Origin of the sequence: Streptomyces bambusae (assembly GCF_020532645.1) — a bacterium.
Classification (GTDB): domain Bacteria; phylum Actinomycetota; class Actinomycetes; order Streptomycetales; family Streptomycetaceae; genus Streptomyces; species Streptomyces bambusae.
On the sequence record NZ_JAJAUZ010000003.1, the window covers coordinates 77,566 to 103,086 of the forward strand.

Consider the following 25,521-nt stretch of genomic DNA (forward strand, 5'->3'; position numbering starts at 1 on the left):
GCGGGGTACGAAGGTGCGCACCCCGCCGGCCCCGGTCCGTGCCGCGGGGAACATCAGGGGCCGGTCAGGGCCTTGAGCGCTGTGTTCAGCTCCAGCACGTTGACGCGCGGCTCGCCGATGAAGCCGAGGGTGCGGCCCTCGGTGTGGTCGGCGACCAGCTTCTCGACCGCCTTCACGTCGAGCCCGTTCTTCTCAGCCACGCGGTGGATCTGGAGCTTCGCGTACGCGGGGGAGATGTCGGGGTCGAGTCCGGAGCCGGAGGAGGTGACGGCGTCGGCGGGCACGTCGGCCGGCTTCACCGTGTACGTGGCCGTGGAGTTGTCGGCGATCACGGCCTCCTTGGCGGCGATCACCTGGGCGCACAGCGTGCCGTCCTCGGCGTTCTTGGTGCACTGGCCGCCGACGGCGCCGTTGTCGCCGGAGCGGTTGGTGGCACCGGACAGGATCAGCGAGTACTGCGTGTTGACGCTGTTGGTGCCGAGGCCGTTGGAGGGGCGGGGCTGGAACCACTTCAGGTCCGGGCGGGCCGCTTCCTCGGCGTCGTTCGGGTCCTTCTTCGGCAGGTGGTACGTCTGGCCGATGAGGGAGGAGCCGACGACCTGCCCGCTCTTGTCCTTGATCTCCGAGCCGTTGGCCTTGTCGTGGAAGAGGGCCTGGGCGATGCCCGTGACGGCGAGCGGGTAGAGGACGCCGCAGATCACGGTGAGGACGAGGAGCGCCCGCAGTCCGGCGCCGAGCAGGCGGGCGGTGGTGCTCACGGAAGTGTTCATGACGGGTCAGCCGATTCCGGGGATGAGGGAGATGAGGAGGTCGATGAGCTTGATGCCGATGAACGGGGCGATCAGGCCGCCGAGTCCGTAGAGGCCGAGGTTGCGGCGGAGCATCCTGTCGGCGCTGGTCGGCCGGTACTGCACGCCCTTGAGGGCGAGCGGCACGAGGGCCACGATGATCAGCGCATTGAAGATGACGGCGGACAGGATCGCGGACTCGGGGGAGGCCAGGCCCATGATGTTGAGCTTGTCGAGGCCCGGGTAGGCGACCGCGAACATCGCGGGGATGATCGCGAAGTACTTGGCGACGTCGTTGGCGATGGAGAAGGTCGTCAGCGCGCCCCGGGTGATGAGGAGCTGCTTGCCGATCTCGACGATCTCGATGAGCTTGGTCGGGTTGGAGTCGAGGTCGACCATGTTGCCGGCCTCCTTGGCGGCCGACGTGCCCGTGTTCATCGCCACGCCGACGTCCGCCTGGGCCAGCGCGGGCGCGTCGTTCGTGCCGTCACCGGTCATCGCGACCAGCTTCCCGCCCGCCTGCTCCCGCTTGATGAGGGCCATCTTGTCCTCGGGGGTGGCTTCGGCGAGGAAGTCGTCGACGCCCGCCTCCTCGGCGATGGCCTTCGCGGTGAGCGGGTTGTCACCGGTGATCATGACGGTCTTGATGCCCATGCGGCGCAGCTCGTCGAACCGCTCCCGCATGCCCTCCTTGACCACGTCCTTGAGGTGGATGACGCCCAGGACCCGGGCGCCGTCGGCGTCTTCGACGGCCACCAGCAGCGGGGTGCCACCGGCCTGCGAGATCGTGTCGGTGAGCGCCTGCGCGTCCTCGGCCACCCGGCCGCCCTGGCCTTCCACCCAGGCGACGACTGATCCGGTCGCGCCCTTGCGGACCTTGCGGCCGTCGACGTCGACTCCGGACATGCGGGTCTGGGCGGTGAACGCGATCCACTCGGCCTGGCCGAGTTCTCCCTGGTGGCGTTCGCGCAGCCCGTACTTCTCCTTCGCGAGGACCACGATCGAGCGGCCCTCGGGGGTCTCGTCGGCGAGGGAGGACAGCTGGGCGGCGTCGGCGAGTTCGGCGGCCGTGGTGCCCTTGACCGGGACGAACTCGGCGGCCTGCCGGTTGCCGAGGGTGATGGTTCCGGTCTTGTCGAGCAGCAGCGTGGACACGTCGCCGGCGGCCTCGACCGCCCGGCCCGACATCGCGAGTACGTTGCGCTGCACGAGCCGGTCCATGCCGGCGATGCCGATCGCGGACAGCAGCGCGCCGATGGTGGTCGGGATCAGGCAGACCAGGAGTGCGGTCAGCACGATCAGCGACTGCTTGGCTCCGGCGTAGACCGCGAAGGGCTGGAGGGTGACGACGGCGAGCAGGAAGACGATGGTGAGGGACGCCAGCAGGATGTTGAGGGCGATCTCGTTGGGGGTCTTCTGCCGGGCGGCGCCCTCGACCAGGTTGATCATCCGGTCGATGAACGTCTCGCCGGGCTTCGTCGTGATCTTGATGACGATCCGGTCGGAGAGGACCTTCGTACCGCCGGTCACGGCGCTGCGGTCGCCGCCGGACTCGCGGATGACGGGCGCGGACTCGCCGGTGATCGCGGACTCGTCCACGGAGGCGACACCTTCGACGACGTCCCCGTCGCCGGGGATGATGTCGCCGGCCTCGCAGACCACCAGGTCGCCGATGCGCAGCTCGGTGCCGGGTACGGACTCCTCGCTTTTGCCGTCCTGGGTGAGGCGGCGGGCGACGGTGTCGGTCTTGGCCTTGCGCAGGGTGTCGGCCTGGGCCTTGCCGCGGCCTTCCGCGACCGCCTCGGCGAGGTTGGCGAAGACGGTGGTCAGCCACAGCCAGACGGTGATCGCCCAGCCGAACCAGTCCGTCGGGTCCTTCAGCGCCAGCACCGTCGTGACGACGGAACCGACCAGGACCACGAACATGACCGGCGACTTCACCATCACGCGCGGGTCGAGCTTGCGGACCGCGTCCGGGAAGGACTTCAGCAGCTGCTTGGGGTCGAAGAGGCCGCCGCCCACGCGGCCCTCGGCCGGCTTGTGGCCGGTGGGCACGTCCTGGTGCGGAGCGCGGGTGGGCGCGGCTTCCTTGGTCGGGGGCATGGCGTCCTGCTTCTTTACGTCGGTGGTCATGACGCCAGCCCTTCGGCGAGCGGACCCAGCGCGAGTGCCGGGAAGTAGGTCAGACCGGTGATGATCATGATGGTGCCGACGAGCAGACCGGTGTAGAGCGGCTTGTCGGTGCGCAGGGTGCCGGCCGTCTCGGGGACGGGCTTCTGCTCGGCGAGCGAGCCGGCCAGCGCGAGGACGAACACCATCGGCAGGAAGCGGCCCAGCAGCATCGCGATGCCGATGGTCGAGTTGAACCACTGCGTGTCGGCGTTCAGGCCCGCGAACGCTGAGCCGTTGTTGTTGGCGCCGGAGGTGTAGGCGTACAGGATCTCGGAGAACCCGTGCGCGCCGGTGTTGGTCATCGAGTTCGCCGGGGTGGGCAGGGCCATCGCGGCGGCGGTGAAGCACAGGACGAGCGCGGGGGTGATGAGGATGTAGCAGGCCGCGAACTTGATCTCGCGGGTGCCGATCTTCTTGCCGAGGTACTCGGGCGTACGGCCGACCATCAGGCCGGCGATGAACACGGCGATGACCGCCATGATCAGCATGCCGTAGAGGCCGGAGCCGACGCCGCCGGGGGCGATCTCGCCGAGCTGCATGCCGAGCAGCTGGATGCCGCCGCCGAAGCCGGTGTACGAGGAGTGGAAGGAGTTCACCGCGCCGGTGGACGTCAGCGTCGTCGCGACGGAGAAGATGGCGGAGGCGCCGATGCCGAAACGCGTCTCCTTGCCCTCCATCGCACCGCCCGCGGCCTCGAACGCCGGCCCGTGGCCAGCGAATTCGGTCCACATCATGAGCGCGGTGAAACCGATCCAGATGACCGCCATCGTGGCGAGGATCGCGTAGCCCTGCCGCAGGTTTCCGACCATCCGGCCGAAGGTGCGGGTGAGGGAGAACGGGATGACGAGGATCAGGAAGATCTCGAAGAGGTTCGAGAAGGGCGTCGGGTTCTCGAAGGGGTGGGCCGAGTTGGCGTTGAAGTAGCCGCCGCCGTTCGTGCCCAGCTCCTTGATGACCTCCTGCGAGGCCACCGCGCCGCCGTTCCACTGCTGGCTGCCGCCCGTGAACTGGCCGACCTCGTGGATTCCGGCGAAGTTCTGGATCGCGCCGCACGCGACGAGCACGAGCGCGCCGATGACTGCCATGGGCAGCAGGATCCGTACGGTGCCTCGCACCAAGTCGGCCCAGAAGTTGCCGAGTTCACCGGTACGGGAACGGGCGAAGCCGCGTACGAGGGCGACGGCGACCGCCATGCCGACGGCCGCGGACACGAAGTTCTGCACCGCCAGGCCGCCGGTCTGCACGACGTGGCCCATGGCCTGCTCGCCGTAGTACGACTGCCAGTTGGTGTTGGCGACGAAGGACGCGGCGGTGTTGAAGGCCTGGTCCGGGTCGATGGACTGGAAGCCCAGCGAGCCGGGCAGCACACCCTGCAGCCGCTGCAGCGCGTAGAGGAACAGGACGCTCACGGCCGAGAAGGCCAGCACCCCGCGCAGGTACGCGGGCCAGCGCATCTCGGTGCCGGGGTTGGCGCCGATCGCCCGGTAGATCCACTTCTCCGGCTTGTAGTGCTTCTCGGAGGAGTAGACGCGGGCCATGTAATCGCCGAGCGGGCGGTAGGCCAGCGCGAGCGCGCCGATCAGGGCGAGCAGCTGGAGCACACCAGCGGTCTGGGGACTCATGTCGGAACTCAGAACCTCTCCGGCTTGACGAGGGCGAGGACGAGGTAACCGAGCAGGGCGACGGCCACGGCGAGGCCGACGATGTTCTCGACGTTCACAGCTTGGCCACCCCTCGGGCGATGAGGGCCACCAGCGCGAAGATCGCGACCGTGGTGACGACGAAGGCCAGATCGGCCATCGTGAGCTCCTGATGAAGTGATGAGACGGAAAATCGGCCGGACTGGCCGAGACCCAGCAAAGCGCGAGGTCACCGGCCGCATGCGGACCCTTGATGACCTCCATACGGGCGCAGCGGATCCCTTAACGCACCCCATACGCACGCCGCCGGTGCCCGCCGGGCCCGGCGTATGGAGGGCGTGAAGAGGGGCCGGAGCGGCGTATGGATCCCGGTAAGGCGGGTGGTGGGGAGGGGGCGGGGATTTGACGCTGTGCTCACTGCTCATCACGGAGGACACAGCGACATGGCCATTCACGCAGGACAAGCGACCGCCGCCGGTCAGGGGACGGGGCAGGAGGAGCCCCCTGATACCGGGGTCCGGAATGCCGCGGCGGGCACGGCGGGCACGGCGGGCGCGGCGGGCGCGGCGGGCGAGCCGGGCGAGCCCGGGGAGGCGGGAGAGGCGGGGGAGCGGCACAAGCTGACTGCGCTCCAAGGCCTGTCCGCGCTGTCGCTCGATGCGATGGCCTCCGTGGCGTACGGGCCCGAGTCGATCGTGCTCGTGCTCGCCGCGGCCGGGGCGTATGGGCTCGGGTTCACCCTGCCCGTGACGCTGGCCATCGCCGCACTGCTCGCCGTCCTGGTGGCCTCGTACCGGCAGGTCATCGCCGCCTTCCCGGACGGCGGCGGCTCCTACGCGGTGGCCAGGCGCCACCTCGGCCGCCGCACCGGGCTGGTCGCCGCGGCCTCCCTGATCCTCGACTACGTCCTGAACGTCGCCGTGTCGGTCACCGCCGGCGTCGCCGCGCTGACCTCGGCGTTCCCCGGGCTGTACGGGGACCGGGTGTGGCTCTGCCTGGGCGTGCTCGTGCTGGTCACGGCGGTGAACCTGCGCGGGGTCGTGGACTCCGCGAAGGCGTTCCTCGTCCCCACCGCCGTGTTCGTCGGCTCGATCCTCGCGATGATCGCGGTCGGGCTGTTCCGGGACGGGCCGGTGTCCACCGAGACCGCCGCCGGGCACGCGTCCGCCCTCGGCGACGGCGCCACCACCGTCGGCGCGCTGCTCCTGCTCAAGGCGTTCTCCGCCGGCTGCTCCGCCCTCACCGGCGTCGAGGCCGTCGCCAACGCCGTGCCGTCCTTCCGGGCGCCCGCCGCCCGCCGGGCGCAGCGGACCGAGGTCGCGCTCGGCGCGCTGCTCGGCGTGATGCTGATCGGGCTGTCGGTCCTCATCGGCCGCTTCCACCTCCAGCCGGTCGAGGGCGTCACCGTCCTCGCCCAGCTCGCGGACGCCTCGTTCGGCCACAACACGGCTTTCTACGTCGTCCAGTTCGCGACCGTCGTGCTGCTGGCACTCGCCGCCAACACCTCCTTCGGCGGACTGCCCGTCCTGATGGCCCTGCTCGCACGGGACAACCACCTGCCGCACGTGTTCGCGCTGAAGGCGGACCGGCAGGTCCACCGGCACGGCGTGGTCTGGCTGGCGCTCGTGTCCGCAGTCCTGCTGGTCTTCTCCGGCGGCGACGCCAACACCCTCGTGCCGCTGTTCGCGATCGGCGTGTTCGTCGGCTTCACCATCTGCCAGGTCGGCATGGTCCGCCACTGGGCGCTGGCCCGCCCCGCCGGCTGGCGGGCGAAGGCCGTCCTGAACGGCTTCGGTGCGCTGCTCACCGGGGTGTCCGCGGTCGTCGTGACCGCCACCAAGTTCACCGAGGGCGCCTGGCTGATCGTGGTGGCCCTGCCGCTGCTCGTCCTCGCCTTCGAGAAGGTGCACCGCGCGTACGGGCAGATCGGCGAACGCCTGGAGCTGGGCCGGGTCCCGCTGCCCCCGCAGCGCATCCGCTCGCTGGTCGTCGTACCCGTGTCCGGGCTGTCGCTGCTGACCTGCCGGGCACTGACCGCGGCCCGCTCCCTCGGCGACGAGGTCCTCGCCGTCACCGTCACCCACCCCGCCCCCGAGGACCGCCGGTCCGCCGACGCCCTGCGCCGCGACTGGGAACTGTGGAACCCGGGCGTCGGACTGGTCGAACTCGCCTCGCCCACCCGCGCGTTGGGACGCCCGGTCTCGGCGTACGTCCGGGAGCAGGCCCGGGAACACCCCGGTGCCCAGGTGACGGTCCTCATCCCGGAAACCGAACCCGAACACCTCTGGCAGCGCATCCTCCAGAACCAGCGCGGCGCGGTCCTCGCCCACGCGGTGCGCCGCGACACCGACGCGGCAATCTGCCGCCTGCGCTTCCGCATCACGGCGGACGCCGGCGGTGCCGCCGGTGCCGCCGGTGTCCGCACCGGGGGCGACGCGGACACCCGCCGGGACACCCTCTGACGTGCTCTTGACGGCTGTCTGATGCGTCCCGTACGCCGCCGTCAAGATGCCGCCAATTCCGGTCTCGGCAGGGCCGGATGGCTTTGAACGAGCCGTATTTTCCTGCCTGTTGCGCTGCCTCTGCCCGCCACCGCGCGGGCCGGGGGCGGCCCGGTCGAATCCGCTCCCTCAGAAGGTCAAGCAATGTCTTCCGCTGCCACGCGGCACGTTCCCCCGGGTCTCGGCTCGCCTCCCCGGTCACCGGTCACCCGGCCGCCCCGCCGGCGTCCGGGGCCGGCGGACCTGCTGGAGCCCGGCCGGCTGGCGGCCTCCACCCGCGAGGCCGTCGCCAAGCTGCACCCGCGCGAACTGGTGAGGAAACCCGTCCTGTTCGTCGTCGCGGCGGGCTCCGCGCTGACGACGCTCTCGGCACTGATCCACCCGTCCGTGTTCACCTGGGTCATCAGCGTCTGGCTGTGGCTGACCGTGCTCTTCGCGAACTTCGCGGAGGCGGTCGCCGAGGGCCGCGGCCGCGCCCAGGCGGCCTCGCTCCGCAAGGCCCACACCGACACGGTCGCGGTACGGCTCCGGCACTGGACGTACGGCGCGAACCTGCGCACCGCGGAGACCGAGGTGGTCACCCCTGTCGAACTCCAGCCGTTCGACTTCGTGCTCGTCGAGGCCGGCGAGCTGATCCCGGCCGACGGCGACGTCGTCGACGGCGCCGCGATGGTCGACGAGTCGGCCGTCACCGGCGAATCCGCCCCGGTCCTGAGGGAGTCGGGCGGCGACCGGTCGGGCGTCACCGGCGGCACGACCGTGCTGTCCGACGCGGTCGTCATCCGGGTGACCTCCCGGCCCGGCGAGAGCTTCATCGACCGGATGATCGCCCTGGTCGAAGGCGCCTCCCGGCAGAAGACCCCGAACGAGATCGCGCTGAACATCCTGCTGGCCGCGCTCACCTTCGTCTTCATCCTGATCGTCGTCAGCCTCGAACCGATGGCCGACTACGCGAACGCGGCCCAGTCCACCACCACGCTGGTGGCCCTGCTCGTCACCCTGATCCCCACCACCATCGGTACCCTGCTGTCCGCCATCGGCATCGCCGGCATGGACCGCCTGGTCCGGCGCAACGTGCTCGCCATGAGCGGCCGGGCGGTCGAGGCCGCGGGCGACGTGAACACCCTGCTCCTGGACAAGACCGGCACGATCACCCACGGCAACCGGGAGGCCGCCGCCTTCATCCCGCTGCCGGGCATCGACCACGCCGCCCTGGCGGACGCCGCGCAGCTGTCCTCCCTCGCCGACGACACCCCCGAGGGCCGGTCCGTGGTCGAGCTGGCCGCCCGCTACGGCTTCACCCCGCCGGCCGGGCACGAGCTGGCCAATCCGCGCTTCACCGAGTTCAGTGCCCGCACCCGCATGAGCGGGATCAACCTGAGCTGGGACAACGGCGCCGGACTCGCCATCCGCAAGGGGGCCTCCGCGCAGGTCATGGACTGGGTGACGATGCGCGGCGGCACCGTCCCGGCGGAGGCGGCCGCCTGGTCCGCCGAGGTGTCCGCATCGGGTGGCACCCCGCTGCTGGTCGCCGTCCACGACTGGGACGGACCGCGCGTCCTGGGCATCATCCACCTCAAGGACGTCGTCAAGGACGGCATCCGGGAGCGGTTCGCGGAACTGCGCCGCATGGGCATCCGCACGGTCATGGTGACCGGCGACAACGAGCTGACCGCCCGCGCCATCGCCGCCGAAGCGGGCGTCGACGAGTACCTCGCGGAGGCGACGCCCGAGGACAAGATGGCGTTGATCAAGCGGGAGCAGGCGGGCGGGAAGCTGGTCGCGATGACCGGTGACGGTACGAACGACGCGCCCGCGCTGGCCCAGGCGGACGTCGGCGTGGCGATGAACACGGGCACGTCGGCCGCCAAGGAGGCCGGCAACATGGTCGACCTCGACTCCAACCCGACCAAACTCATCGAGATCGTCGAGATCGGCAAGCAACTCCTCATCACCCGCGGCGCGTTGACGACGTTCTCCATCACGAACGACGTCGCCAAGTACTTCGCGATCATCCCGGCCATGTTCACCGCCGCCTACCCCGGCCTGGAAGCGCTGAACGTCATGGGCCTGCACAGCCCCCGCTCGGCCATCACGTCGGCGATCATCTTCAACGCGCTGATCATCATCGCGCTGATCCCCCTCGCCCTGCGCGGAGTCCGGTACAAGCCCGCCTCCGCGCACGACCTCCTGCGCCGCAACCTGACCGTCTACGGACTCGGCGGCCTCGTCCTGCCCTTCGCAGGCATCAAACTCATCGACTTCCTGGTCTCCCACATCCCCGGCATCGGCTGAGTCCTGCCGGCGCGCCCTGCCCCCACCCGTTCCTGCTCCCCGAAGTAGACCCCGTGATAGAGCTTCCCGCGGCGGCCGCCACCGCCTTCTCCCACTGGTTCCCCGCCGGAGCCCCCGGCATCGTCGGTCTCGCCGAACACGTCCGGGCCACCGGCAACGGCCGCTGGTGGGCCGACCGGCCCGTCGACGCCCGGACGCCGGCCGTCGAGTGCGGCGACCTCCTGCTGCTGCGCGGCGACCCGCGGGCCCTCGACCCCGAAGCCCTCGCGCCGTTCGCCCTCCACCGCGTCGAGGCCCCGGCCCGCTTCGTCCCCGTGCTGCGGGCCGCCTTCCCCTGCTCACCCCGTGGGAGCGCATGGTCTACGTCCACCATGCCCCCGCCCTGCCGGCCCGGCCGCCGCGCGGCACGACCGTCCGACGCCTGACCGCGGAAGACGCCGACGCCCTCGCGGACCTGGGGCCGCAGGCCGCCTGGATCCACGGCACCTGGGGAGGCCCGCACGCCCTGGCCGCCTCCGGGGCCGCGTGGGGGGCCTTCCACCGCGGCCGGCTTCGCGCCGTGGCCTGTACGTACGTCCTGGGCAGTCGCCACGAGGACCTCGCCGTGTTCGCCGACCCGGGCCACCGGCGGCAGCACCTGGCGCTGGCCTGCGTCAACGCCCTGTGTGCGGACATCGCGGCCCGCGGACGCACGCCCAGCTGGACCTGCTCCCGGGACAACAAGCCGAGCCGGCTGCTCGCCTGGCGCGCCGGCTTCCGGCTCCGGCACGAGTACGTCCACTACTGCACCGGCAGGAAGAGCGTTAAGACCGCGTCAGGGTTTCATCAGACGGGCGTATAGGCCGATTGGCGGAGGAATGGCTGCGTACGCTGACTCAGCCGTCGACGTCGATGGCCGAATCTGTGCCGTACGACAGGAGCCCGCACGATGGCCACCCCTGCCCGCGCCCCGCGTCTGCGGGCCTGGCTGCTGGAAGGTTTGACCGACCGCCGCCACAAACAGCAGCAGCACCCCGAGAGCGCGCACGAGGGCAAGCCCTGGTACCGCGTCATGTGCCTGACCGGTCTGGACTACTTCTCCACCCTCGGCTACCAGCCAGGCATCGCGGCCCTCGCGGCCGGGCTGCTGTCGCCCGTGGCGACCATCGTCCTGGTGCTGCTGACCCTGTTCGGGGCCCTGCCCGTCTACCGGCGGGTCGCCCAGGAGAGCCCGAACGGCGAAGGCTCGATCGCGATGCTGGAGCGGCTGCTGTCGTTCTGGAAGGGCAAGCTGTTCGTGCTGACCCTCCTCGGGTTCGCGGCGACCGACTTCCTCATCACGATCACGCTGTCGGCGGCGGACGCGACCGCGCACCTCGTGGAGAACCCGCACCTGACCAGCACCCTGCACGGCCACGAGGTGCTGATCACACTGATCCTGATCGCGCTGCTCGGCGCCGTGTTCCTCAAGGGGTTCAGCGAGGCCATCGGCCTGGCCGTGGCGCTGGTCGTGTCGTACCTGCTGCTCAACGCCGTGGTAGTCGCCGTCGGCCTGTGGCAGGTGGCCACCGAGCCGCACGTGGTCACGGACTGGAGCAGTGCTCTCACCACAGAGCACGGCAACCCTTTCATGATGATCGCCATAGCCCTCGTGGTCTTCCCCAAGCTGGCCCTCGGCCTCTCCGGATTCGAGACCGGCGTCGCCGTCATGCCGCACGTCCAGGGCGAGCCCGGCGAGGACCCGGACCGCCCCGCCGGCCGCATCAAGGGCACCAAGAAGCTCTTGACCACCGCCGCCGTGATCATGAGCGTCTTCCTGATCTGCTCCAGCTTCATCACCACCCTCCTCATCCCCGCCGACGAGTTCAAGCCGGGCGGCGAAGCGAACGGCCGCGCCCTCGCCTACCTCGCCCACGAGCACCTCGGCTCGGCCTTCGGCACCGTCTACGACATCTCCACCATCCTGATCCTCTGGTTCGCCGGCTCCTCCGCCATGGCCGGCCTGCTGAACCTGATGCCCCGCTACCTGCCCCGCTACGGCATGGCCCCGCACTGGGCCCGCGCCCTGCGCCCCATGGTCATCGTGTTCACCCTGATCGCGTTCCTCGTGACCTGGATCTTCAACGCCGACGTGGACGCGCAGGGCGGCGCGTACGCCACCGGTGTGCTCGTCCTCATCACCTCCGCGGCCGTCGCCGTGACCATCGCCGCCCGCCGGGCCCGCGAACGCGGCTGGACCATCGGCTTCGGCATCATCTCCGCCGTCTTCATCTACACGACCGCCGTCAACGTCGTCGAACGCCCCGACGGCGTGAAGATCGGTGCCTGCTTCATCGCCGGCATCATGGCCCTGTCGCTGCTCTCCCGCCTCGCCCGCGTCTTCGAACTCCGCGTCACGGACGTCGAGTTCGACGACATGGCGCAGCGGTTCATCCGCGACACCGCCACCCGCACGATCCGGTTCATCGCCAACGAGCCCGACAACCGCGACAAGGCCGAGTACCGCGAGAAGATCGACCAGATCCGCGCCGACAACGACACCCCGACCGGGGACGACTTCCTGTTCGTGGAGGTCACCGTCCTCGACCCGTCCGAGTTCGAGGCCGGGCTGAAGGTCCGCGGCGAGGTCATGCACGACCGCTACCGCGTCCTCACGCTGGAGTCCTCGTCCGTACCGAACGCACTCGCCGCGCTCCTGCTCCACGTACGCGACGAAACCGGCCAGCGACCGCACATCTACTTCGAGTGGACCGAGGGCAACCCGCTCGCCAACTTCCTGCGGTTCTTCCTCTTCGGACAGGGTGAAGTCGCCCCCGTCACCCGCGAGGTCATCCGCGAAGCGGAACCCGACCGGAACCGCCGCCCGCACGTCCACGCAGGGTAGGGAACCGGCCGGCCACGAGCCGCAGCGCGCGCGGCGGGACCGTCAGCGGGTCCCGCCGCGCCCCGCTGCCCCGCCGCGCTCCGCCCCCAACAGCCGCTCCCGCCAGTCCGCCATCCCCTGCCGCAGCGACGCGCTCACCACCCCGAGGAACTCCGCCGAGTCCCCGAACCGGGCACCGGCCGGGGTCTGCGCCCCCAGGATCTCGGCCCCGCGCTGCGCGGCCGCCATCAGCGCCTCGTTCATCTGCACCGCCGCGAGGGTGGAGCGGAACCAGATCTCGTCGTCCATGACGTACCGCTCGCGGCGCCCGCCGGGGGTCCGCTCCCGCTTGACCATCGCCTGCTGTTCGAGGAAACCGATGGCGTGGGACACCGACGCCGGACTGACCTGCAGCCGCTGGACCAGGTCGGAGGCGGTGAGCGTGCCGTCGTCCGTGACGTACAGGCACACCAGCACGCGGGCCGCCATCCGCGGCAGGCCCTGCCGTTCGAGCAGCGTGGTGAAGAACTCCGTGAACTCCTCGACTGCCCGCGGGTCCCGGCCGTGGCCGTCCGCCGCGGCCGGTGCCGGTGCCGCAGCCGCGGTCCGTGCCTGCCGGGGCCGGCGGGCGCGATCCCGCGTGGCCGCCTGCGCCCGGTCCGCCCGGTAGGCGTCCGGCCCGCCGTTCCGGGTCACCTCGCGCATCACGGTCGACGCCGGGCGCCCCATCCGCCGGCCGATCTCCGTGTACCCGAGCCCCTCGGCCAGCCCGACGGCGATCTCCCGGCGCTCCTCGGCGGTGAGCCTTCCTCCCGGCATCCGCGCTCCTCCCCTGTGACGTGTCCGTGGCATCTCCGTGCCACGTCCGTACAGTGTGCGTTCAATCAACAGTCATTGCAATTGATCCTCAGGGTTCCGATTGCGTTCGGTCTCAGGGTCATTGCAATTGCTCTGCCTAAAATCCGCCAAATGCCGTCAACTGACAGGGGTTGGTTGTTGATGGATCAGTAAACGCAATGTAGCTTCGAGAGTGTTCAGGAATTCCTGAACGTTCTCGGCGGCCGCTGGGCCGTCCTCGTACGCATGGAGGCCCCCATGGGACAGAACGCCAACGGCATCCCCGAGGCCGGTCTGCGCAGACTGCGCGGCGTCCTCACCCGGCACGTCGAATCCGGCAGGATCCCCGGCCTCGTCGCCCTCGTCAGCCGCGGCGACGAAACGCACGTCGAGGTGCACGGCACGATGCGCCACGACGGCGGCCCGCCGATGACCCGCGACACGATCTTCAGGATGGCGTCCACGTCCAAGCCGGTCTCCGTCTCGGCCGTCATGGTCCTGCTCGACGAGTGCCGGCTGCGGCTCGACGACCTGGTCGACCCCTGGCTCCCCGAACTCGCCGACCGCCAGGTCCTCAAGCGCGTCGACGGCCCCCTGGACGACACCGTCCCGGCCCGCCGGCCGATCACCGTACGGGACCTGCTGACCTCCACCTTCGGGCTCGGCATGGACTTCACCGCCATCGGCACCCCGATCATGAACGCGCTCTTCGAGAAAGGCCTCACGCCCAACCTCCCCGAGGAGATGCCCGAGCCCGACGAGTGGATGCGCCGCCTCGGCACCCTGCCCCTGATGCACCAGCCCGGCGAGCAGTGGCAGTACCACATCAGCCACGACGTGCTCAGCGTCCTGGTCGCCCGGGTCTCCGGCAAGCCGTACGAGGACTTCCTGCGCGAGCGGATCTTCGGGCCGCTCGGCATGAAGGACACCGGCTTCCACGTGCCCGCCGAGGACCTCCACCGGCTGCCCCCGCTGTACGCGCCCGACCCGCAGACCGGCGAGTTCCACGTCTGGGACGAGGCCGAGGGCGGCCGGCACAGCAAGCCGCCGGCGTTCCAGGGCGGCGGGGGCGGCCTGACCTCCACCGCCGACGACTACAACGCGTACTTCCGGATGCTGCTCAACGGCGGCATGCACGGCACCGAGCGGATCCTCTCCCGGGGCGCCGTCGAGCTGATGACCACCAACCGCCTCACCCCCGGACAGCTGGCCGCGCGCGACGCCCTCGCCCGCAACAACGTCCACATCTCCTTCGGCCAGGGCCAGCAGGGCGGCTGGGGCTTCGGCATGGCGGTGCGCACCTACCGCGGCGACTACGCGCCCATCGGTGAGTTCGGCTGGGACGGCGGCTGCGGCACCTCCACCTACGCCGACCCGCGCAGCGGCGTCACCGGCCTCGTCCTCACCCAGGTCGGCACCTCCGTCCCGGACCCGATGCGGCTCGCCCAGGACTTCTGGAGCACCCTCTACCAGGTCCTGGAGGACTGACCGCGCCCGCACGCCGGCCCGCCGGAATTGCCCGGCGGGCCGAAACCGGCTGACCGGGGTGCAGTAATGGACAAGTCCCCTGCGCGGGGGCGGTGTTCCGGGGCACGCTGGTCTCGTTGACGTCGAGCACGCCGAGGAGGCGCAGGTGGATCGGATCACGGGTTGGCACAAGAGCTCGTACAGCCTCAACCATGACGATTTCTGCGTGGAGACGGCCCGGTTCGACGGCGACCGGGTCGGGGTCAGGGACTCCAAGGTGACCGGCGGCCCGGTCGTGACCGTCCCGGCCGCGGGCTGGGCCGCGTTCATCGACCACGTCAAGCACTGACCGCCCACCACCCTGCCGGCCCCTGTCCGCTCCGCGGCGGGCCTGACTGCCCGTATGGAAAACGCAAGGAATCCCGCCGGGCCCTCGTCAAGGCGGGGGCGCGGCGGGATTCTGCTCTTGTGAGCAGCGAGTGGGGGCCCGACCGTGGGGTCCGGCGGGGTGTGGTGGCGGTGGGAGCGGCAGGGGTGGTGCTCATTGCCGCCGGGGCCGTCGTCGACGTGTTCTGGGTGGTCGGGATCGGGGTGTGGGCGATGATCGGGGCGATCGTGACGGAGCTCGTCTACCGGCCCGAGTAGGCGTGGCCGGCTACCCGCCGATGTCGCGGTGGCGCAGGTCCGCCAGGGTTTCGCGGCGCAGCAGGAGCCGGGCCGCGCCCTCGTGCACGGCGACCAGCGGCGGGCGGCCCACCAGGTTGTAGGCGGAGGCCATCGACAGGTGGTACGCACCCGCCACCGGCACGGCGATCAGGTCGCCGGGCCGGACGTCACCCGGGAGTTCCACCTCCGCGGCCAGCACGTCGCCCGCCTCGCAGTGCCGGCCGACGACCGTGGCCGTACGGGGCGCTGCCGTCGAGGACCGGCCGACCAGGCGCGGCGCGTACCGTACGCCGTACAGCGCGGGCCGGGGGTTGTCGCTCATGCCGCCGTCCACGGCGACGAACACCGCGCCTCCGGTGTGCTTCACGGCCAGCACCCGGTAGACGGCCACCCCCGCCGGCCCCACGACGGCCCGGCCCGGTTCGATCGCCAGCCGCGGCACCGGCAGCCCGGCGACCGCGCAGCTCGCCGCCAGCTCACCGCGCAGCGTCCGGGCGAGTGCCGGGACGTCGAGGGCGGGTTCACCGGGCCGGTACGCGATGCCGTGGCCGCCGCCGAGGTCCAGCTCGGGCAGGACGACGCCGTGCACGTCACGGATGCGGGCCATCAGGCCGACCATGCGGCGCAGCGCGGTGACGTACGGCTCCACATCGGTGATCTGGGAGCCGATGTGGCAGTGCAGCCCGGCCGGCACCAGCCGGGGCTGGCCCAGCACGGCGGCCACCGCCCGCAGGGCGGACCCGTCGGTGAGGGACAGGCCGAACTTCTGCCCGTCCGTGCCCGTGCGGACCTTGTCGTGCCCGCCGGCCGCCACCCCCGGCACCACCCGGACGAGCACCTTCTGCTGCCCGTCCGGGCCGACCGCGGCGGCGATCCGGGCGATCTCCGACGGGCTGTCGATGACGATCCGTCCGACCCCGAGCCGCAGCGCGGTGCCGAGGTCGTACGGAGACTTCGCGTTGCCGTGCAGCACGATCCGCGCGGGCGGGAAGCCGGCCAGCACGGCGAGTTCCAGCTCGCCCGCCGAGCAGACGTCCAGGCCCAGCCCTTCCTCCCGTACCCAGCGCACCATCGCGCGGGACAGGAACGCCTTCGCCGCGTACAGCACGTCCGCCTCCGGGAACGCGTCCCGGTACGCCCGGCACCGCTGCCGGACCTCGCCCTCGTCGAGGACGTACACCGGGGTGCCGAACCGTTCCGCGACCTCTGCGAGGTCCACCCCGCCGACGGCGAGACCGTTGTGCGGCAGCGGGGCCGCCGACGCGGGCCAGACGGCGAGGTCGTCGATGCGGGGGCCGGTCATCAGGTCCGTCATCGTGCCGCCCCTCAACTTGCCGAAGCCGGCGAGACGCGGCGGTCCGCCTGAGCCGGGACCGTGCCGGTGGTGCTGCCGGCGACCGGGGGAGCGGTGAGCGTCGGGTCGACGGTCAGCTGCCTGGCGCCGAGGGGCGCGGTCATCGTGCGCAGCGCGGCTTCGGAGAGCCGGATCCACGGGTGGCCGGCGCCGAGGGTGGCGGCCAGCAGCTCGGGGCGGGTGAAACCGACGGCGGTGCGGGTGCCGAGCGGGGTGCGGAACATGCGCACGACCGTGCGGAGGGTTCCCGGCCGGACCGGGACGTACAGCAGTCCGGCCGGGACGGGTTCCTCGGGCTCGGGGTCGTCGTCGTACTGGAACAGGCACATCAGGGCCTCCTGCGGAGCGTCTGCGCCCCTCCTGCGGGGCGACTCCCGCAAGCTTTCCCCGCCGGGCCGCACCTGCGACCACCCCCTGACGCCGCCTTGACGCCGACGGGTCGTCTCCATACGCGGTACTGACGACCGGTCCCGCCGCGGCCCGGTCCCGCCGCGCCCCGGCCTCCCCGCGGGGGCACATCCAGCCTCGCCTGCAACTCCCAACCCCTCCGGCGCTTGAGGAGCGGGTCCGGGCGGAGCCCGGTGCCCGGCGCCAGCCGGGTTGCCCGTGGGGGGGGGGCCCCCCCCCCCCCCCCGCCCCGCCGCCCGGGGGGGGGGGGGGCGGGCGCCGGGGGGGGGGGCGGGGCCCCCCCGGGGGGGGGGGGGCGGCCCCGGGGGCCCGGCCCCGGGCGGGTTGCCCGTGGGGGGGCCCCCCCCCGGCCCCCCGCCCCACACACGCCGGAGGGGCTGGATTTTCCCCCGCCGGGTGGGCAGCCGGCCCGAGCCGGGAGGGGCGGGTTCCGGCCGCCCGGGTCACTCGTACTCGGTGCCGTTCTTGCGGGTCAGGTACGCCGGGCTGACGGACTTGGCGATCGCGCGGCCGCCGGTGACCGGGCTGTAGCGCCCGGTCGACGCGCGGACGACGACGCCCTCGCGCAGGTGCAGGTCCCGCCCGGACACCGTCTCGCGCCCCTCGGCGAGCGCCACGACCGCGGCCTGGTCGTACGGCCCCTCGTACAGCGTCGGTACGAGCGGCAGGTCACCTCCCAGCACCTCGGCGACCTCGGCCGGCTCCAGCCACCGCACCTGCCCCCCGACCTCCGCGGACACGTCGAACACGGCGAACCCCGGCCCGGTGGTACGGGCGTCCGCCCCGTACGCCAGGTCCTGGACCCCCGCCCCGTACACCTCGCCGAAGACCCCGACGCGCGTGGCGCCGAGCCGGGCCGCGACCCGGGCGGCCACCTCGGGGACACCGTGGCCGCGGACCGCGCGCCAGTAGACGTTGTGCTCGGCCTCCACCAGCGCGAGCCCCTTGGCCCCGAAGCCCTTGGACGACACCAGGACACGGTCCTCGTCGGCGAGATACGTGACCAGGCAGGCGGTCCCGTGCAGCTTCTCGGTGAGGACGACCGGCTCGCCGGGCTCGAAGATGTCCGGGTGCCGGTGCAGGTTCTCGATGTCGGTCCACGGCAGCAGCCGCGGCGCGGCCTCGACGTCACCGCTCATGTGCGTGGGCACCTGAGGCACCCACTTGGTGATGCCGAGGCGCTCCGCGAAGTCGGTGCCCTCCTTGGCGGCGAGCTCCAGGTCGACGCCGTCCAGCGCGCGCGGATTGCACACCAGCCCCTGGGAGAGCTCGCCCCGCAGCCGGACCGCCTTGACCCGGTCGGCGGAGCTGCCCGCCAGCCGTCCGGTGAGCCCCAGCTCCTCGATCAAGCCGGCGGGCAGCACGGCCTGTTCGGGTATGTAGACGGCGAAGTCCCCGGTGCGGTAGCGGCCCTTGGCCACGACGGCGCGGTACAGGCCCACTTGGGCGAGTTCGAGCGCATCGGCGTCGGGATGCTCGTGGACGGTCAGGACTTCGGCGGTGACACGCAGTGTCGACATGGGGGCGGCTCCTCGGATCGCAGCAGCTCAGACGGGTTTCATCGCCGCCCACTCTCGCCCGGGCTAAATCGCTGGGCCAGCGATTTCCGCACTGGTAGAGGCGCCTGATCACGGCTGGTCCCGTCGGAGCGGTGCCCCGTGGGGCGTGCCCGGCGATCCGGGCCCCTGACGGTGCCTTGACGGCCATCGGTGCAGTCCATACGCCGTGCTGACGTCGCGGGGTTCCGGCCGGCCTCGGGCGGAGTGCCCGGCCTTGCCGACGCGACGCCCCGCATCCCGCTGCGCGGGAGGGCCGGACGGCCCCCACCGGGACCCGTCCGACCCACGCGGTGGCGCCCCGGGGCGCGTGACAGTGGCACGAGAACACCGGGCGGGTCGGCATCACACGCCCGCCGCTCACCGCCCGGGACCGACCGGGCGGCCGAGTGGCCCGGCCGGCAGGCAGTGCGGAGGCGGAGGCACGTCATGGACGATCAGACGACCGGACCGGCAGGCAACCCGTCGCGGCGGGACGGGCCCGGCCGCACGCGCGCCCGGCCCCTCGGTGCCCTCGTCGCAGCCTGCCTGCTCGCGGCCGTCGGCGGCATCACGGCGGGGCAGGCCACCTGGAACGGCGGCAGTCGCGCAGCAGAGGCCATGGCCCGGCACCGGCACACGGTCCTGGCCACCACGGTCGGCGGGACGGCCTACGTGGCCGGTGACCGGCCAGCCGCCAAGGCCTTCACCGCAGCCCGCGCCACCTGGGAGCACCCTCCCGGCCGTGTCCGCACCGAGACCGTCCCCGTCCCCCTCGGCACCCGCACCGGCGACACGGTCCGGGTATGGGTCGACGACCAGGGCAAGGCCGCCGCCGCGCCGCCCGGGAAGGCCGAGGCCTTCCTGAAGGCCCTCGGGGCGGGCACTGCCGCACTGGCGGGAGTCCTGCTGGTGGCGGGAGCCCTCGTCCGCGTCGCCTTCCGCATCGCCCAGGCACGCACGGCCCGGGCCTGGGAAGCGGAATGGGAGGCCGTCGAACCCCTCTGGAGCGGACGGCTGCGCCCCGACCAGGGAGCGAACGATGGCTGACCGCTCCCCGGGCCCCGAGCCGGCGACGGATGCCCCGCCCGATCCCCTGGAGCCCCTTTCCGCGCTCCGCCGGGAACTGCACACCGGCCCGCGCGGTCTGTCGGGCCGGGAAGCCGCACGCCGACTGGCGGTCCACGGACCGAACGAGGTGCGCCGCACCGCGCAGTCCGGCATCCTGCGGGAACTCCTGCGGCAGTTGGTCCACCCGCTGGCCCTGCTGCTGTGGGCGGCTGCCGGCCTCGCCTTCGTCGCCGCGATCGGCGTCCTCGGCTGGGCGATCATCGCCGTCGTCCTCGTCAACGCCGGCTTCGCCCTCGTCCAGGAACGGCAGGCCGAGAAGGCCGTCGAAACCCTCGCCCGGTACCTTCCTGCACAGGCCCAGGTGATCCGGGACGGGCAGCCGCAGCACGTTCCCGCCCGGGACCTCGTCCCCGGAGACCTCATCGTCCTGGAGGAGGGCGACCGCATCCCCGCAGATGCGCGCCTGACCGAGGGAGGCATCGAAGCCGACCTGTCCATGCTGACGGGCGAGTCGACGCCCGTCGAACGCCTGGCCGGCCCCGGGGTGCCGACCGTGCCCCTCCTCCAGGAGCCGAACCTCGTCTTCAGCGGTACCAGCGCCACCGAGGGGCGGGCCCAGGCGATCGTCTACGCCACCGGCGACCGCACAGAACTCGGCCGGATCGCCGCCCTCAGCCAGCGCACCCGACGCGAGCCGAGCCCGCTGGAGAAGCAGGTCAAGAAGGTGGCCTGGCTCATCGCCGGGGTCGCCGTCGCCATGGGCGCGGTCTTCCTGGTGACCGGCGTGGCCGTGGGGCTCCCCGTGACGGACTCGCTGATGTTCGCCATCGGCCTGCTCGTCGCCAACGTCCCCGAAGGGCTCCTTCCCACCATCACCCTCGCCCTCGCCGTGGGTGTACGGTCCCTGGCCCGGCAGGGAGCCGTCATCAAACGCCTCAGCGCCGTGGAGACCCTCGGCTCCACCAGCGTGATCTGCACCGACAAGACCGGCACGCTGACGCAGAACGAGATGCGGGTACACGGCTTGTGGACACCGGGACACGCCGCGCAGGCCGGACCCTGGAGCATCGACCTCGTCGGGGCTGCGGCCCTGTGCACCACCGTCACGCGGGAGACCGACGGGCGGCTGCACGGCGACCCGACCGAGATCGCGCTCGTGGAGGGAGCCGCCGAACGGGGCGTGCCCGCGGACCCGGCCGGCCGGGACGCAGCACGACTGGTCTGCTTCCGGTTCGACCCGCGGCTGCGCCTGATGTCGGTGGTCCGGGCCGCGGGCACCGCCCGGACGCAGGTCGTCGTCAAAGGCGCCCCGGAGGCCGTGCTGGCCCGGCTCGCCGCAGGGGAGCCGGCCCGGCAGGCGCAGGACGCCGCCGACGTGTTCGCCGCCGACGGGATGAGGGTGCTGGCCGTCGCCGTACGGGACCTGCCGGCCGGTGCCGCCGCCCCGGCCCACCGTCAGCAGGCCGAACGCGACCTGCACCTGCTCGGGCTGGTCGGCCTGTACGACCCGCCGCGCCCCGAGGTGGCCGCTGCGGTACGGCGCTGTCACGAGGCCGGCCTCACCGTGCACATCGTCACCGGCGACAGCGGCGCCACGGCCGCGTCGATCGCCCGCGCAGTCGGCATAGGCGTGCCGAGACTCCACGTGATCGACCAGTCCGAGGCGGTCGACGACCACCAGCTCGACCACCTCCTCCGGCAGAGCGGCACCGAGATCGTCTTCGCGCGCTCGTCACCCGAGACGAAGCTGAAGGTGGCCGACGCCCTGCGGATGCACGGGCAGATCGTCGCCATGACAGGCGACGGCGTGAACGACGCACCTGCCCTGCACCGCGCCCACATCGGCGTGGCCATGGGACGGTCGGGCACGGACGTGGCACGTGAGGCCTCGACCATGGTCCTGACCGACGACAACTTCGCCACCATCGTCACCGCGATCGAGTCCGGCCGCCGGGTCTACGACAACGTGCGCAAGTTCATCGTCTACATCTTCGCCCACCTCACGCCCGAGGTCGTCCCCTTCCTCGTGTTCGCCCTCTCCGGCGGGGCGGTCCCCCTGCCGCTGACCGTCCTCCAGATCCTCGCCATCGACCTCGGCACCGAGACCCTCCCTGCCCTCGCCCTCGGCCGTGAGCGCGCCGAGCCGGGCGTCATGAGCAGGCCGCCCCGCCCCGGCAGTCAGGGCGTGATCAACAAGGAGATGCTGATCCGCAGTTGGGGATGGCTCGGCACGATCTCCGCAGTCCTGGTGATGACCGGGTTCTTCTACGTCCTGTGGCGTGCGGGATGGCATCCGGGTGACCCGACCGGCCCCGGCACACCACTGCACCAGGCGTACCTCACCGCGACCACCGCCACGTTCGCCGGCATCGTCACCTGCCAGGTCGGCACCGCGGTCGCGGCGCGTACCGACCACGCAGCCCTGCGCGACATCGGCTTCTTCACCAACCCGTTGCTGCTGGCGGGCATCGCCTTCGAGCTGGCCTTCACTGCGGCCCTCGTGTATGCGCCCCCGCTCCAGCACATGTTCGGCACCGCGGCCCTGCCCCTCGACGTCGTCCTCCTCGTCGCGGCCTTCCCGCCCCTGGTCTGGGGCACCGACGAACTCCGCCGCAGCCTCCGCCGCCGCCACCGTCCGTGAGGACCCGAATTTCGTCAGTTCCCGCCGTCGCGGAGGGGCAGCGGAGCCGACAGCCTGCTGTCGACGCCCACGACCCCGTCGACGCTCCGGCAGAGCCGGACGACGACGCCGAGACCCTCGGGCCGGGACACCGTGCCGCTGAGCGTCACCAGCCCGTCTTCGACCGCGACGGTCACCGAGGAGGGCGGGATGTGCAGGGTCCGGGTGAGGACGTCCTCCACGATCTCCTCCTGGATGGCGTGGTCGCTGCGGAGGAACAGCCGGATCAGGTCGCTGCGGCTGAGCACCCCCGTCACCCGCCCGGCCGCGTCGACGACCGGCAGGCGCTTCACCCCGTGACGCTGCATCACCCGGGCCGCGCGGACCACGCTCCACTCGGGACGGGCCGTGACGGCAGGGCGTGTCATCAGACCCTCGGCGGTCGGTGCGGCTCCGGTGCCCTGCCCACGGATCAGGTCGGCTTCTGACACCACGCCGACCGGACGGTCCGCGCCGTCCACGACGGGCACGGCGGTGATGTCGAACTCGTGCAACAGCCGGGCGATCTCCTTGAACGCCGTTGCCGGGCGGACCGTGACGGCCGTCGGGCTCATGAGCTCCGCGACGCTGCGGTGACGCATGCCGGGACCTCCCTCAGGCGGATGCCGCAGTCGTGAAGTCCGCCGTGACGTCCACGACTCCCGGAACGGTTCCGGCGCTGCGCACCACCACGTCTTCCATGACCGGATCCGGCAGCGATCCGTACAGGTGGGCGATGCCGTCGGCCACGTGGACGTGGACCCCGGAGGAGCCGTACGGCAGGAGCCGGGACGAGATCATTTCGCGGATCTCGGCGCCGATGTCGGCATCCCGGCGCAGGTACACCTTCAGCAGGTCGCCGCGGCTGACGACGCCGGCCAGGCGGCCGTCGGCGTCGGTCACGGGCAGGCGCTTGAGGTGGCGGTGCGCCATCAGGCGTGCCGCGGTCTGGAGCGTGGCGTCCTGCGCCACGGTGACGGCCGGGCGCGTCATCAGCTGCTCCGCGGTGGTCCCGGCGGGCCGGGAGCCGTCCGGATCGGGAAGCAGGTCGGCCTCGGAGACGACGCCGGCCACCGTCCCGTCCCCGGCCAGGACGGGAAGGGCGCTGACGTGCCACATCCGCATCCTTTCGACGATCTCCTTGAAGGCGGTCCCGCAGTCGACGGAGACCGCGTCGTGTGTCATCACGTCGGCGACGGTGCGCAGGTGCTGCATGACATCCCTCCGTCCACGCGGCCGGTGCGGTTGCCGCCCCTCCGGGCCGCGTCAGGCGGTGTCCCTCCGGAAAGCGGCCCGTGGGGCGTCTCCACACGATCCAACGGGGGCCACCCGGGGTCGAGGGCCGATCGGTCCCGTCTCCGGACCGGACAGGGCACCGGGTCCGCCGGTCCCCCAGGCGGACCCCGCCGCTCCGGCCGCCGGGACCTTTGGCCCCGCCGGTGGTCCCGGGCGGCCCTCGTGCCGCGGCCCCGCAGGCAGCAGCGTGGGTGGTGTCCCCTCATCGGCTCCTCTCCAGGGAGTAACCGTGGAAAGCACCATCCGTACCCCGGACACCAGCTCGGTCACCGTCGGTGTGGACGGCTCGAAGCCGGCCCGCGAGGCAGCCCTGTGGGCCGCCGGGGAGGCCGTGCGCCGCGGCAGGCCCCTGCACATCGTCTACGGTGCCGACACCGACGGCCGGGCCCTCTACCTGTCGGCGGAGACCATCGAGAAGGTCCGCCACGCCGGCCGGGAGATCCTCGACGAGACGGCCGAGGCTGTGACCGCCGAGTACCCGGCGCTGCACGTGACCACCGAGTTCAGCCGCGCGGGCGCCGTCCCCACGCTGCACCGCGCGGGCGGCCTGCACGGCACCATCGTCGTGGGCAACCGCGGCGCGGGAGGCTTCAACTCCCTCATGCTCGGCTCGGTCGGCCTCGACACCGCGGCCGGCGCCCGGACCCCCGTCATCGTCGTCCGCGGCACCGACCACACCGAGCAGCGCGGCACGGTGCTGGCCGCCGTCCGCGACGGGAAGGACATCGCGTGCGCCCGCTACGCCGCCCGGGAAGCCGAACTGCGCAAGGCGTCCCTGCGACTGATCCACGTGTGGAACGTCTACCAGTCCGTCGGCCAGATGGTGAGCATGCTCGACGACGTCGGCGCCATCGCCCGTGAGCACGCCGCTCTCCTGGCGGCGGTTGCGGAAGTGGTCCACGACGAGTTCCCCGGGCTGACCGTGGAGAGCGAAGCGGAGAAGAGCATGTCCGTGGCCGGGGTTCTCGTCGAGGCCTCCCGCCACGCCGACCTCCTGGTGATGGGCGGCCGCCGGGCCCCCACCCCCCTCGGACTCGGCCGCAACCTCGGCCGCGCCACCCACAGCGTGCTGCACCACGCACACTGCCCGGTCCTCCTCATCCCCCGTGCGGGAACCGACCAGGGGAGCACGTCATGACCGGCACCGGCACCTGGGAAACGGCCCGTGACATCGTCGTGGGCATCGACCCCGTCCGGGAGTGGCACCTGCCGCTGGCCTGGGCCGCAGACGAGGCCCACCGACGGCACCTCCCACTGCACGTACTGCTCGCCGTACCGCCCTGGCACGGCGAACACCACGCGGCAGAGCCTGCCGAGACGCCGGCCGAACGGCTCGCGGCAGCCGTGGCCTGGGCCCGGGACCGGCATCCCGAGCTGGCCGTGACCGGAGACCTGCGCAGCGGCCCGCCGGCTCCCACCTTCGCCGGGGCCGCCCGGCACGCCCGCATGGCAGTGCTCGGCTCCCGGCACCTCGGCCGGACCGCGGAGGTGCTCAGCGCCGGCTCGGTCGTGGTCCCGGTGGCCGCACAGGCATCGTGCCCGGTGGTCGTCGTGGGCGACGCCGAACACCTCACCCAGCAGCCGCCGTACATCGTCGTCGGCATCGACGGCAGCCACGGCGCGGACGCCGCCCTGCGGTTCGCCCTCGACGACGCCGACCTGCGCGGCGCGACCGTACGAGCCGTCTCGGTCTGGCAGCCGCCGGTCTTCCTCCTGCACGACGAGGAGGTCGCGCTGCAGGCCCAGCGGGCGCTGCTGGCCGAGGCCACCGCGGGCCTGTCGGAGAAGTACCCCGACGTACGCCTCACCCACGAGGTGCTGATCGGCCACCCCGTCGAGGAACTGGCCGACGCCGCCGAGCACGCCCTGGCCGTCGTCGTGGGCCGCCGCGGCCGCGGCGGCTACACCGGAATGCGTCTGGGTTCCGTCGTCCACGGCCTGCTGCACCGGGCGCACTGCCCGGTGATCACGGTTCCGAGCGGGTGAAGGC

22 protein-coding genes are annotated in these 25,521 nt (G+C 72.2%); 11 read left to right on the forward strand and 11 right to left on the reverse strand.

Going from position 1 to position 25,521, the window contains the following annotated elements; translation table 11 throughout:
- Positions 1 to 53: 53 nt before the first annotated feature.
- From LG634_RS03055 to LG634_RS03075, 5 genes are read right to left on the reverse strand one after another with little or no spacing between them, the layout of a single operon-like run.
- A complete protein-coding gene (locus LG634_RS03055; protein ID WP_226732000.1) occupies positions 54 to 770 on the reverse strand; it encodes a potassium-transporting ATPase subunit C in 717 nt (238 codons plus the stop codon).
- Between the two features lie 6 nt (positions 771 to 776).
- Positions 777 to 2,921: a potassium-transporting ATPase subunit KdpB gene (gene kdpB, locus LG634_RS03060; RefSeq protein ID WP_226732001.1), complete on the reverse strand. Its 2,145-nt coding sequence runs from the start codon at positions 2,919 to 2,921 to the stop codon at positions 777 to 779.
- Positions 2,918 to 4,582, reverse strand: coding sequence for a potassium-transporting ATPase subunit KdpA (gene kdpA / locus LG634_RS03065; RefSeq protein ID WP_226732002.1), 1,665 nt, complete (start codon positions 4,580 to 4,582; stop codon positions 2,918 to 2,920). The genes kdpB (LG634_RS03060) and kdpA overlap by 4 nt, the downstream gene beginning before the upstream one ends.
- 8 nt (positions 4,583 to 4,590) lie before the next feature.
- A complete protein-coding gene (gene kdpF / locus LG634_RS03070; RefSeq protein ID WP_226732003.1) occupies positions 4,591 to 4,680 on the reverse strand; it encodes a K(+)-transporting ATPase subunit F in 90 nt (29 codons plus the stop codon).
- Positions 4,677 to 4,820: a hypothetical protein gene (locus tag LG634_RS03075; protein WP_226732004.1), complete on the reverse strand. Its 144-nt coding sequence runs from the start codon at positions 4,818 to 4,820 to the stop codon at positions 4,677 to 4,679. The genes kdpF and LG634_RS03075 overlap by 4 nt, the downstream gene beginning before the upstream one ends.
- Before the next feature lie 223 nt (positions 4,821 to 5,043).
- Between LG634_RS03075 and LG634_RS03080 the strand changes: the two genes are divergently transcribed.
- The 5 genes from LG634_RS03080 (at position 5,044) to LG634_RS03095 (ending at position 12,259) form a co-directional block, all read left to right on the forward strand.
- Positions 5,044 to 7,062 carry an APC family permease gene (locus LG634_RS03080; RefSeq protein WP_226732005.1) on the forward strand — a complete coding sequence of 673 codons (2,019 nt, stop codon included), beginning with the start codon at positions 5,044 to 5,046 and terminating at the stop codon, positions 7,060 to 7,062.
- Positions 7,063 to 7,245: 183 nt separating this feature from the next.
- Positions 7,246 to 9,396, forward strand: coding sequence for a potassium-transporting ATPase subunit KdpB (gene kdpB, locus LG634_RS03085; RefSeq protein WP_226732006.1), 2,151 nt, complete (start codon positions 7,246 to 7,248; stop codon positions 9,394 to 9,396).
- A 53-nt stretch (positions 9,397 to 9,449) separates the two neighbouring features.
- Positions 9,450 to 9,821 carry a hypothetical protein gene (locus tag LG634_RS38135; RefSeq protein WP_308072244.1) on the forward strand — a complete coding sequence of 124 codons (372 nt, stop codon included), beginning with the start codon at positions 9,450 to 9,452 and terminating at the stop codon, positions 9,819 to 9,821.
- Positions 9,752 to 10,237, forward strand: coding sequence for a GNAT family N-acetyltransferase (locus tag LG634_RS38140; protein ID WP_308072246.1), 486 nt, complete (start codon positions 9,752 to 9,754; stop codon positions 10,235 to 10,237). Before LG634_RS38135 ends, LG634_RS38140 begins: the two co-directional genes overlap by 70 nt.
- Before the next feature lie 87 nt (positions 10,238 to 10,324).
- On the forward strand, positions 10,325 to 12,259 hold the full coding sequence (locus tag LG634_RS03095; RefSeq protein WP_226732007.1) for an APC family permease: 1,935 nt from the start codon (positions 10,325 to 10,327) through the stop codon (positions 12,257 to 12,259).
- 42 nt (positions 12,260 to 12,301) lie between these two features.
- On the opposite strand, the gene LG634_RS03100 is transcribed toward LG634_RS03095, so the two are convergent.
- Entirely contained in the window at positions 12,302 to 13,057 is a 756-nt protein-coding gene (locus tag LG634_RS03100) for a GbsR/MarR family transcriptional regulator (RefSeq protein WP_226732008.1), read from the reverse strand.
- Positions 13,058 to 13,333: 276 nt separating this feature from the next.
- On the opposite strand from LG634_RS03100, the gene LG634_RS03105 reads away from it, so the two are divergent.
- Together LG634_RS03105 and LG634_RS03110 are read left to right on the forward strand one after the other, a co-directional pair.
- Positions 13,334 to 14,563: a serine hydrolase domain-containing protein gene (locus LG634_RS03105; protein WP_226732009.1), complete on the forward strand. Its 1,230-nt coding sequence runs from the start codon at positions 13,334 to 13,336 to the stop codon at positions 14,561 to 14,563.
- 145 nt (positions 14,564 to 14,708) lie between these two features.
- Positions 14,709 to 14,891: a DUF397 domain-containing protein gene (locus LG634_RS03110; RefSeq protein WP_226732010.1), complete on the forward strand. Its 183-nt coding sequence runs from the start codon at positions 14,709 to 14,711 to the stop codon at positions 14,889 to 14,891.
- Between the two features lie 306 nt (positions 14,892 to 15,197).
- Here LG634_RS03110 and lysA read toward each other — a convergent pair whose 3' ends face one another.
- From lysA to LG634_RS03130, 3 genes are all read right to left on the reverse strand, one after another.
- Entirely contained in the window at positions 15,198 to 16,523 is a 1,326-nt protein-coding gene (gene lysA, locus LG634_RS03115) for a diaminopimelate decarboxylase (RefSeq protein WP_226732011.1), read from the reverse strand.
- Positions 16,524 to 16,534: 11 nt separating this feature from the next.
- A complete protein-coding gene (locus tag LG634_RS03120) occupies positions 16,535 to 16,891 on the reverse strand; it encodes an SAV_915 family protein (protein WP_226732012.1) in 357 nt (118 codons plus the stop codon).
- 522 nt (positions 16,892 to 17,413) lie between these two features.
- Positions 17,414 to 18,490: an RNA ligase (ATP) gene (locus LG634_RS03130; RefSeq protein ID WP_226732013.1), complete on the reverse strand. Its 1,077-nt coding sequence runs from the start codon at positions 18,488 to 18,490 to the stop codon at positions 17,414 to 17,416.
- Positions 18,491 to 18,955: 465 nt separating this feature from the next.
- Between LG634_RS03130 and LG634_RS03135 the strand changes: the two genes are divergently transcribed.
- Entirely contained in the window at positions 18,956 to 19,555 is a 600-nt protein-coding gene (locus LG634_RS03135) for an Rv1733c family protein (RefSeq protein WP_226732014.1), read from the forward strand.
- Complete coding sequence (locus tag LG634_RS03140; RefSeq protein ID WP_226732015.1) at positions 19,548 to 22,217, forward strand: cation-translocating P-type ATPase; 2,670 nt, start codon at positions 19,548 to 19,550, stop codon at positions 22,215 to 22,217. The genes LG634_RS03135 and LG634_RS03140 overlap by 8 nt, the downstream gene beginning before the upstream one ends.
- Positions 22,218 to 22,231: 14 nt before the next feature.
- On the opposite strand, the gene LG634_RS03145 is transcribed toward LG634_RS03140, so the two are convergent.
- The gene (locus LG634_RS03145) at positions 22,232 to 22,837 is read right to left on the reverse strand and encodes a CBS domain-containing protein (RefSeq protein WP_226732016.1); all 606 of its coding nucleotides are present in this window, start codon (positions 22,835 to 22,837) and stop codon (positions 22,232 to 22,234) included.
- A 13-nt stretch (positions 22,838 to 22,850) separates the two neighbouring features.
- Positions 22,851 to 23,450, reverse strand: a complete 600-nt coding sequence (locus LG634_RS03150) for a CBS domain-containing protein (protein ID WP_226732017.1) — start codon at positions 23,448 to 23,450, stop codon at positions 22,851 to 22,853.
- A 310-nt stretch (positions 23,451 to 23,760) separates the two neighbouring features.
- Between LG634_RS03150 and LG634_RS03155 the strand changes: the two genes are divergently transcribed.
- Together LG634_RS03155 and LG634_RS03160 are read left to right on the forward strand one after the other, a co-directional pair.
- Positions 23,761 to 24,669 (forward strand): universal stress protein, encoded by a 909-nt coding sequence (locus LG634_RS03155; RefSeq protein WP_226732018.1) that lies wholly within the window; start codon positions 23,761 to 23,763, stop codon positions 24,667 to 24,669.
- Positions 24,666 to 25,517 (forward strand): universal stress protein, encoded by an 852-nt coding sequence (locus LG634_RS03160; protein ID WP_226732019.1) that lies wholly within the window; start codon positions 24,666 to 24,668, stop codon positions 25,515 to 25,517. Before LG634_RS03155 ends, LG634_RS03160 begins: the two co-directional genes overlap by 4 nt.
- Positions 25,518 to 25,521: the final 4 nt, after the last annotated feature.

Bases quoted from the DNA above. Each gene is read 5' to 3' on its own strand.
- LG634_RS38140 (WP_308072246.1), top strand. From the start codon at position 9,752: ATGGTCTACGTCCACCATGCCCCCGCCCTGCCGGCCCGGCCGCCGCGC.
- LG634_RS03130 (WP_226732013.1), bottom strand. From the start codon at position 18,490: ATGTCGACACTGCGTGTCACCGCCGAAGTCCTGACCGTCCACGAGCAT.
- LG634_RS03145 (WP_226732016.1), bottom strand. From the start codon at position 22,837: ATGCGTCACCGCAGCGTCGCGGAGCTCATGAGCCCGACGGCCGTCACG.
- LG634_RS03055 (WP_226732000.1), bottom strand. From the start codon at position 770: ATGAACACTTCCGTGAGCACCACCGCCCGCCTGCTCGGCGCCGGACTG.
- LG634_RS03080 (WP_226732005.1), top strand. From the start codon at position 5,044: ATGGCCATTCACGCAGGACAAGCGACCGCCGCCGGTCAGGGGACGGGG.
- LG634_RS03100 (WP_226732008.1), bottom strand. From the start codon at position 13,057: ATGCCGGGAGGAAGGCTCACCGCCGAGGAGCGCCGGGAGATCGCCGTC.
- kdpA (WP_226732002.1), bottom strand. From the start codon at position 4,582: ATGAGTCCCCAGACCGCTGGTGTGCTCCAGCTGCTCGCCCTGATCGGC.
- LG634_RS03160 (WP_226732019.1), top strand. From the start codon at position 24,666: ATGACCGGCACCGGCACCTGGGAAACGGCCCGTGACATCGTCGTGGGC.
- LG634_RS03120 (WP_226732012.1), bottom strand. From the start codon at position 16,891: ATGTGCCTGTTCCAGTACGACGACGACCCCGAGCCCGAGGAACCCGTC.
- LG634_RS03105 (WP_226732009.1), top strand. From the start codon at position 13,334: ATGGGACAGAACGCCAACGGCATCCCCGAGGCCGGTCTGCGCAGACTG.
- kdpB (WP_226732001.1), bottom strand. From the start codon at position 2,921: ATGACCACCGACGTAAAGAAGCAGGACGCCATGCCCCCGACCAAGGAA.
- LG634_RS03095 (WP_226732007.1), top strand. From the start codon at position 10,325: ATGGCCACCCCTGCCCGCGCCCCGCGTCTGCGGGCCTGGCTGCTGGAA.
- LG634_RS03140 (WP_226732015.1), top strand. From the start codon at position 19,548: ATGGCTGACCGCTCCCCGGGCCCCGAGCCGGCGACGGATGCCCCGCCC.
- lysA (WP_226732011.1), bottom strand. From the start codon at position 16,523: ATGACGGACCTGATGACCGGCCCCCGCATCGACGACCTCGCCGTCTGG.
- LG634_RS03135 (WP_226732014.1), top strand. From the start codon at position 18,956: ATGGACGATCAGACGACCGGACCGGCAGGCAACCCGTCGCGGCGGGAC.
- LG634_RS03150 (WP_226732017.1), bottom strand. From the start codon at position 23,450: ATGCAGCACCTGCGCACCGTCGCCGACGTGATGACACACGACGCGGTC.
- kdpB (WP_226732006.1), top strand. From the start codon at position 7,246: ATGTCTTCCGCTGCCACGCGGCACGTTCCCCCGGGTCTCGGCTCGCCT.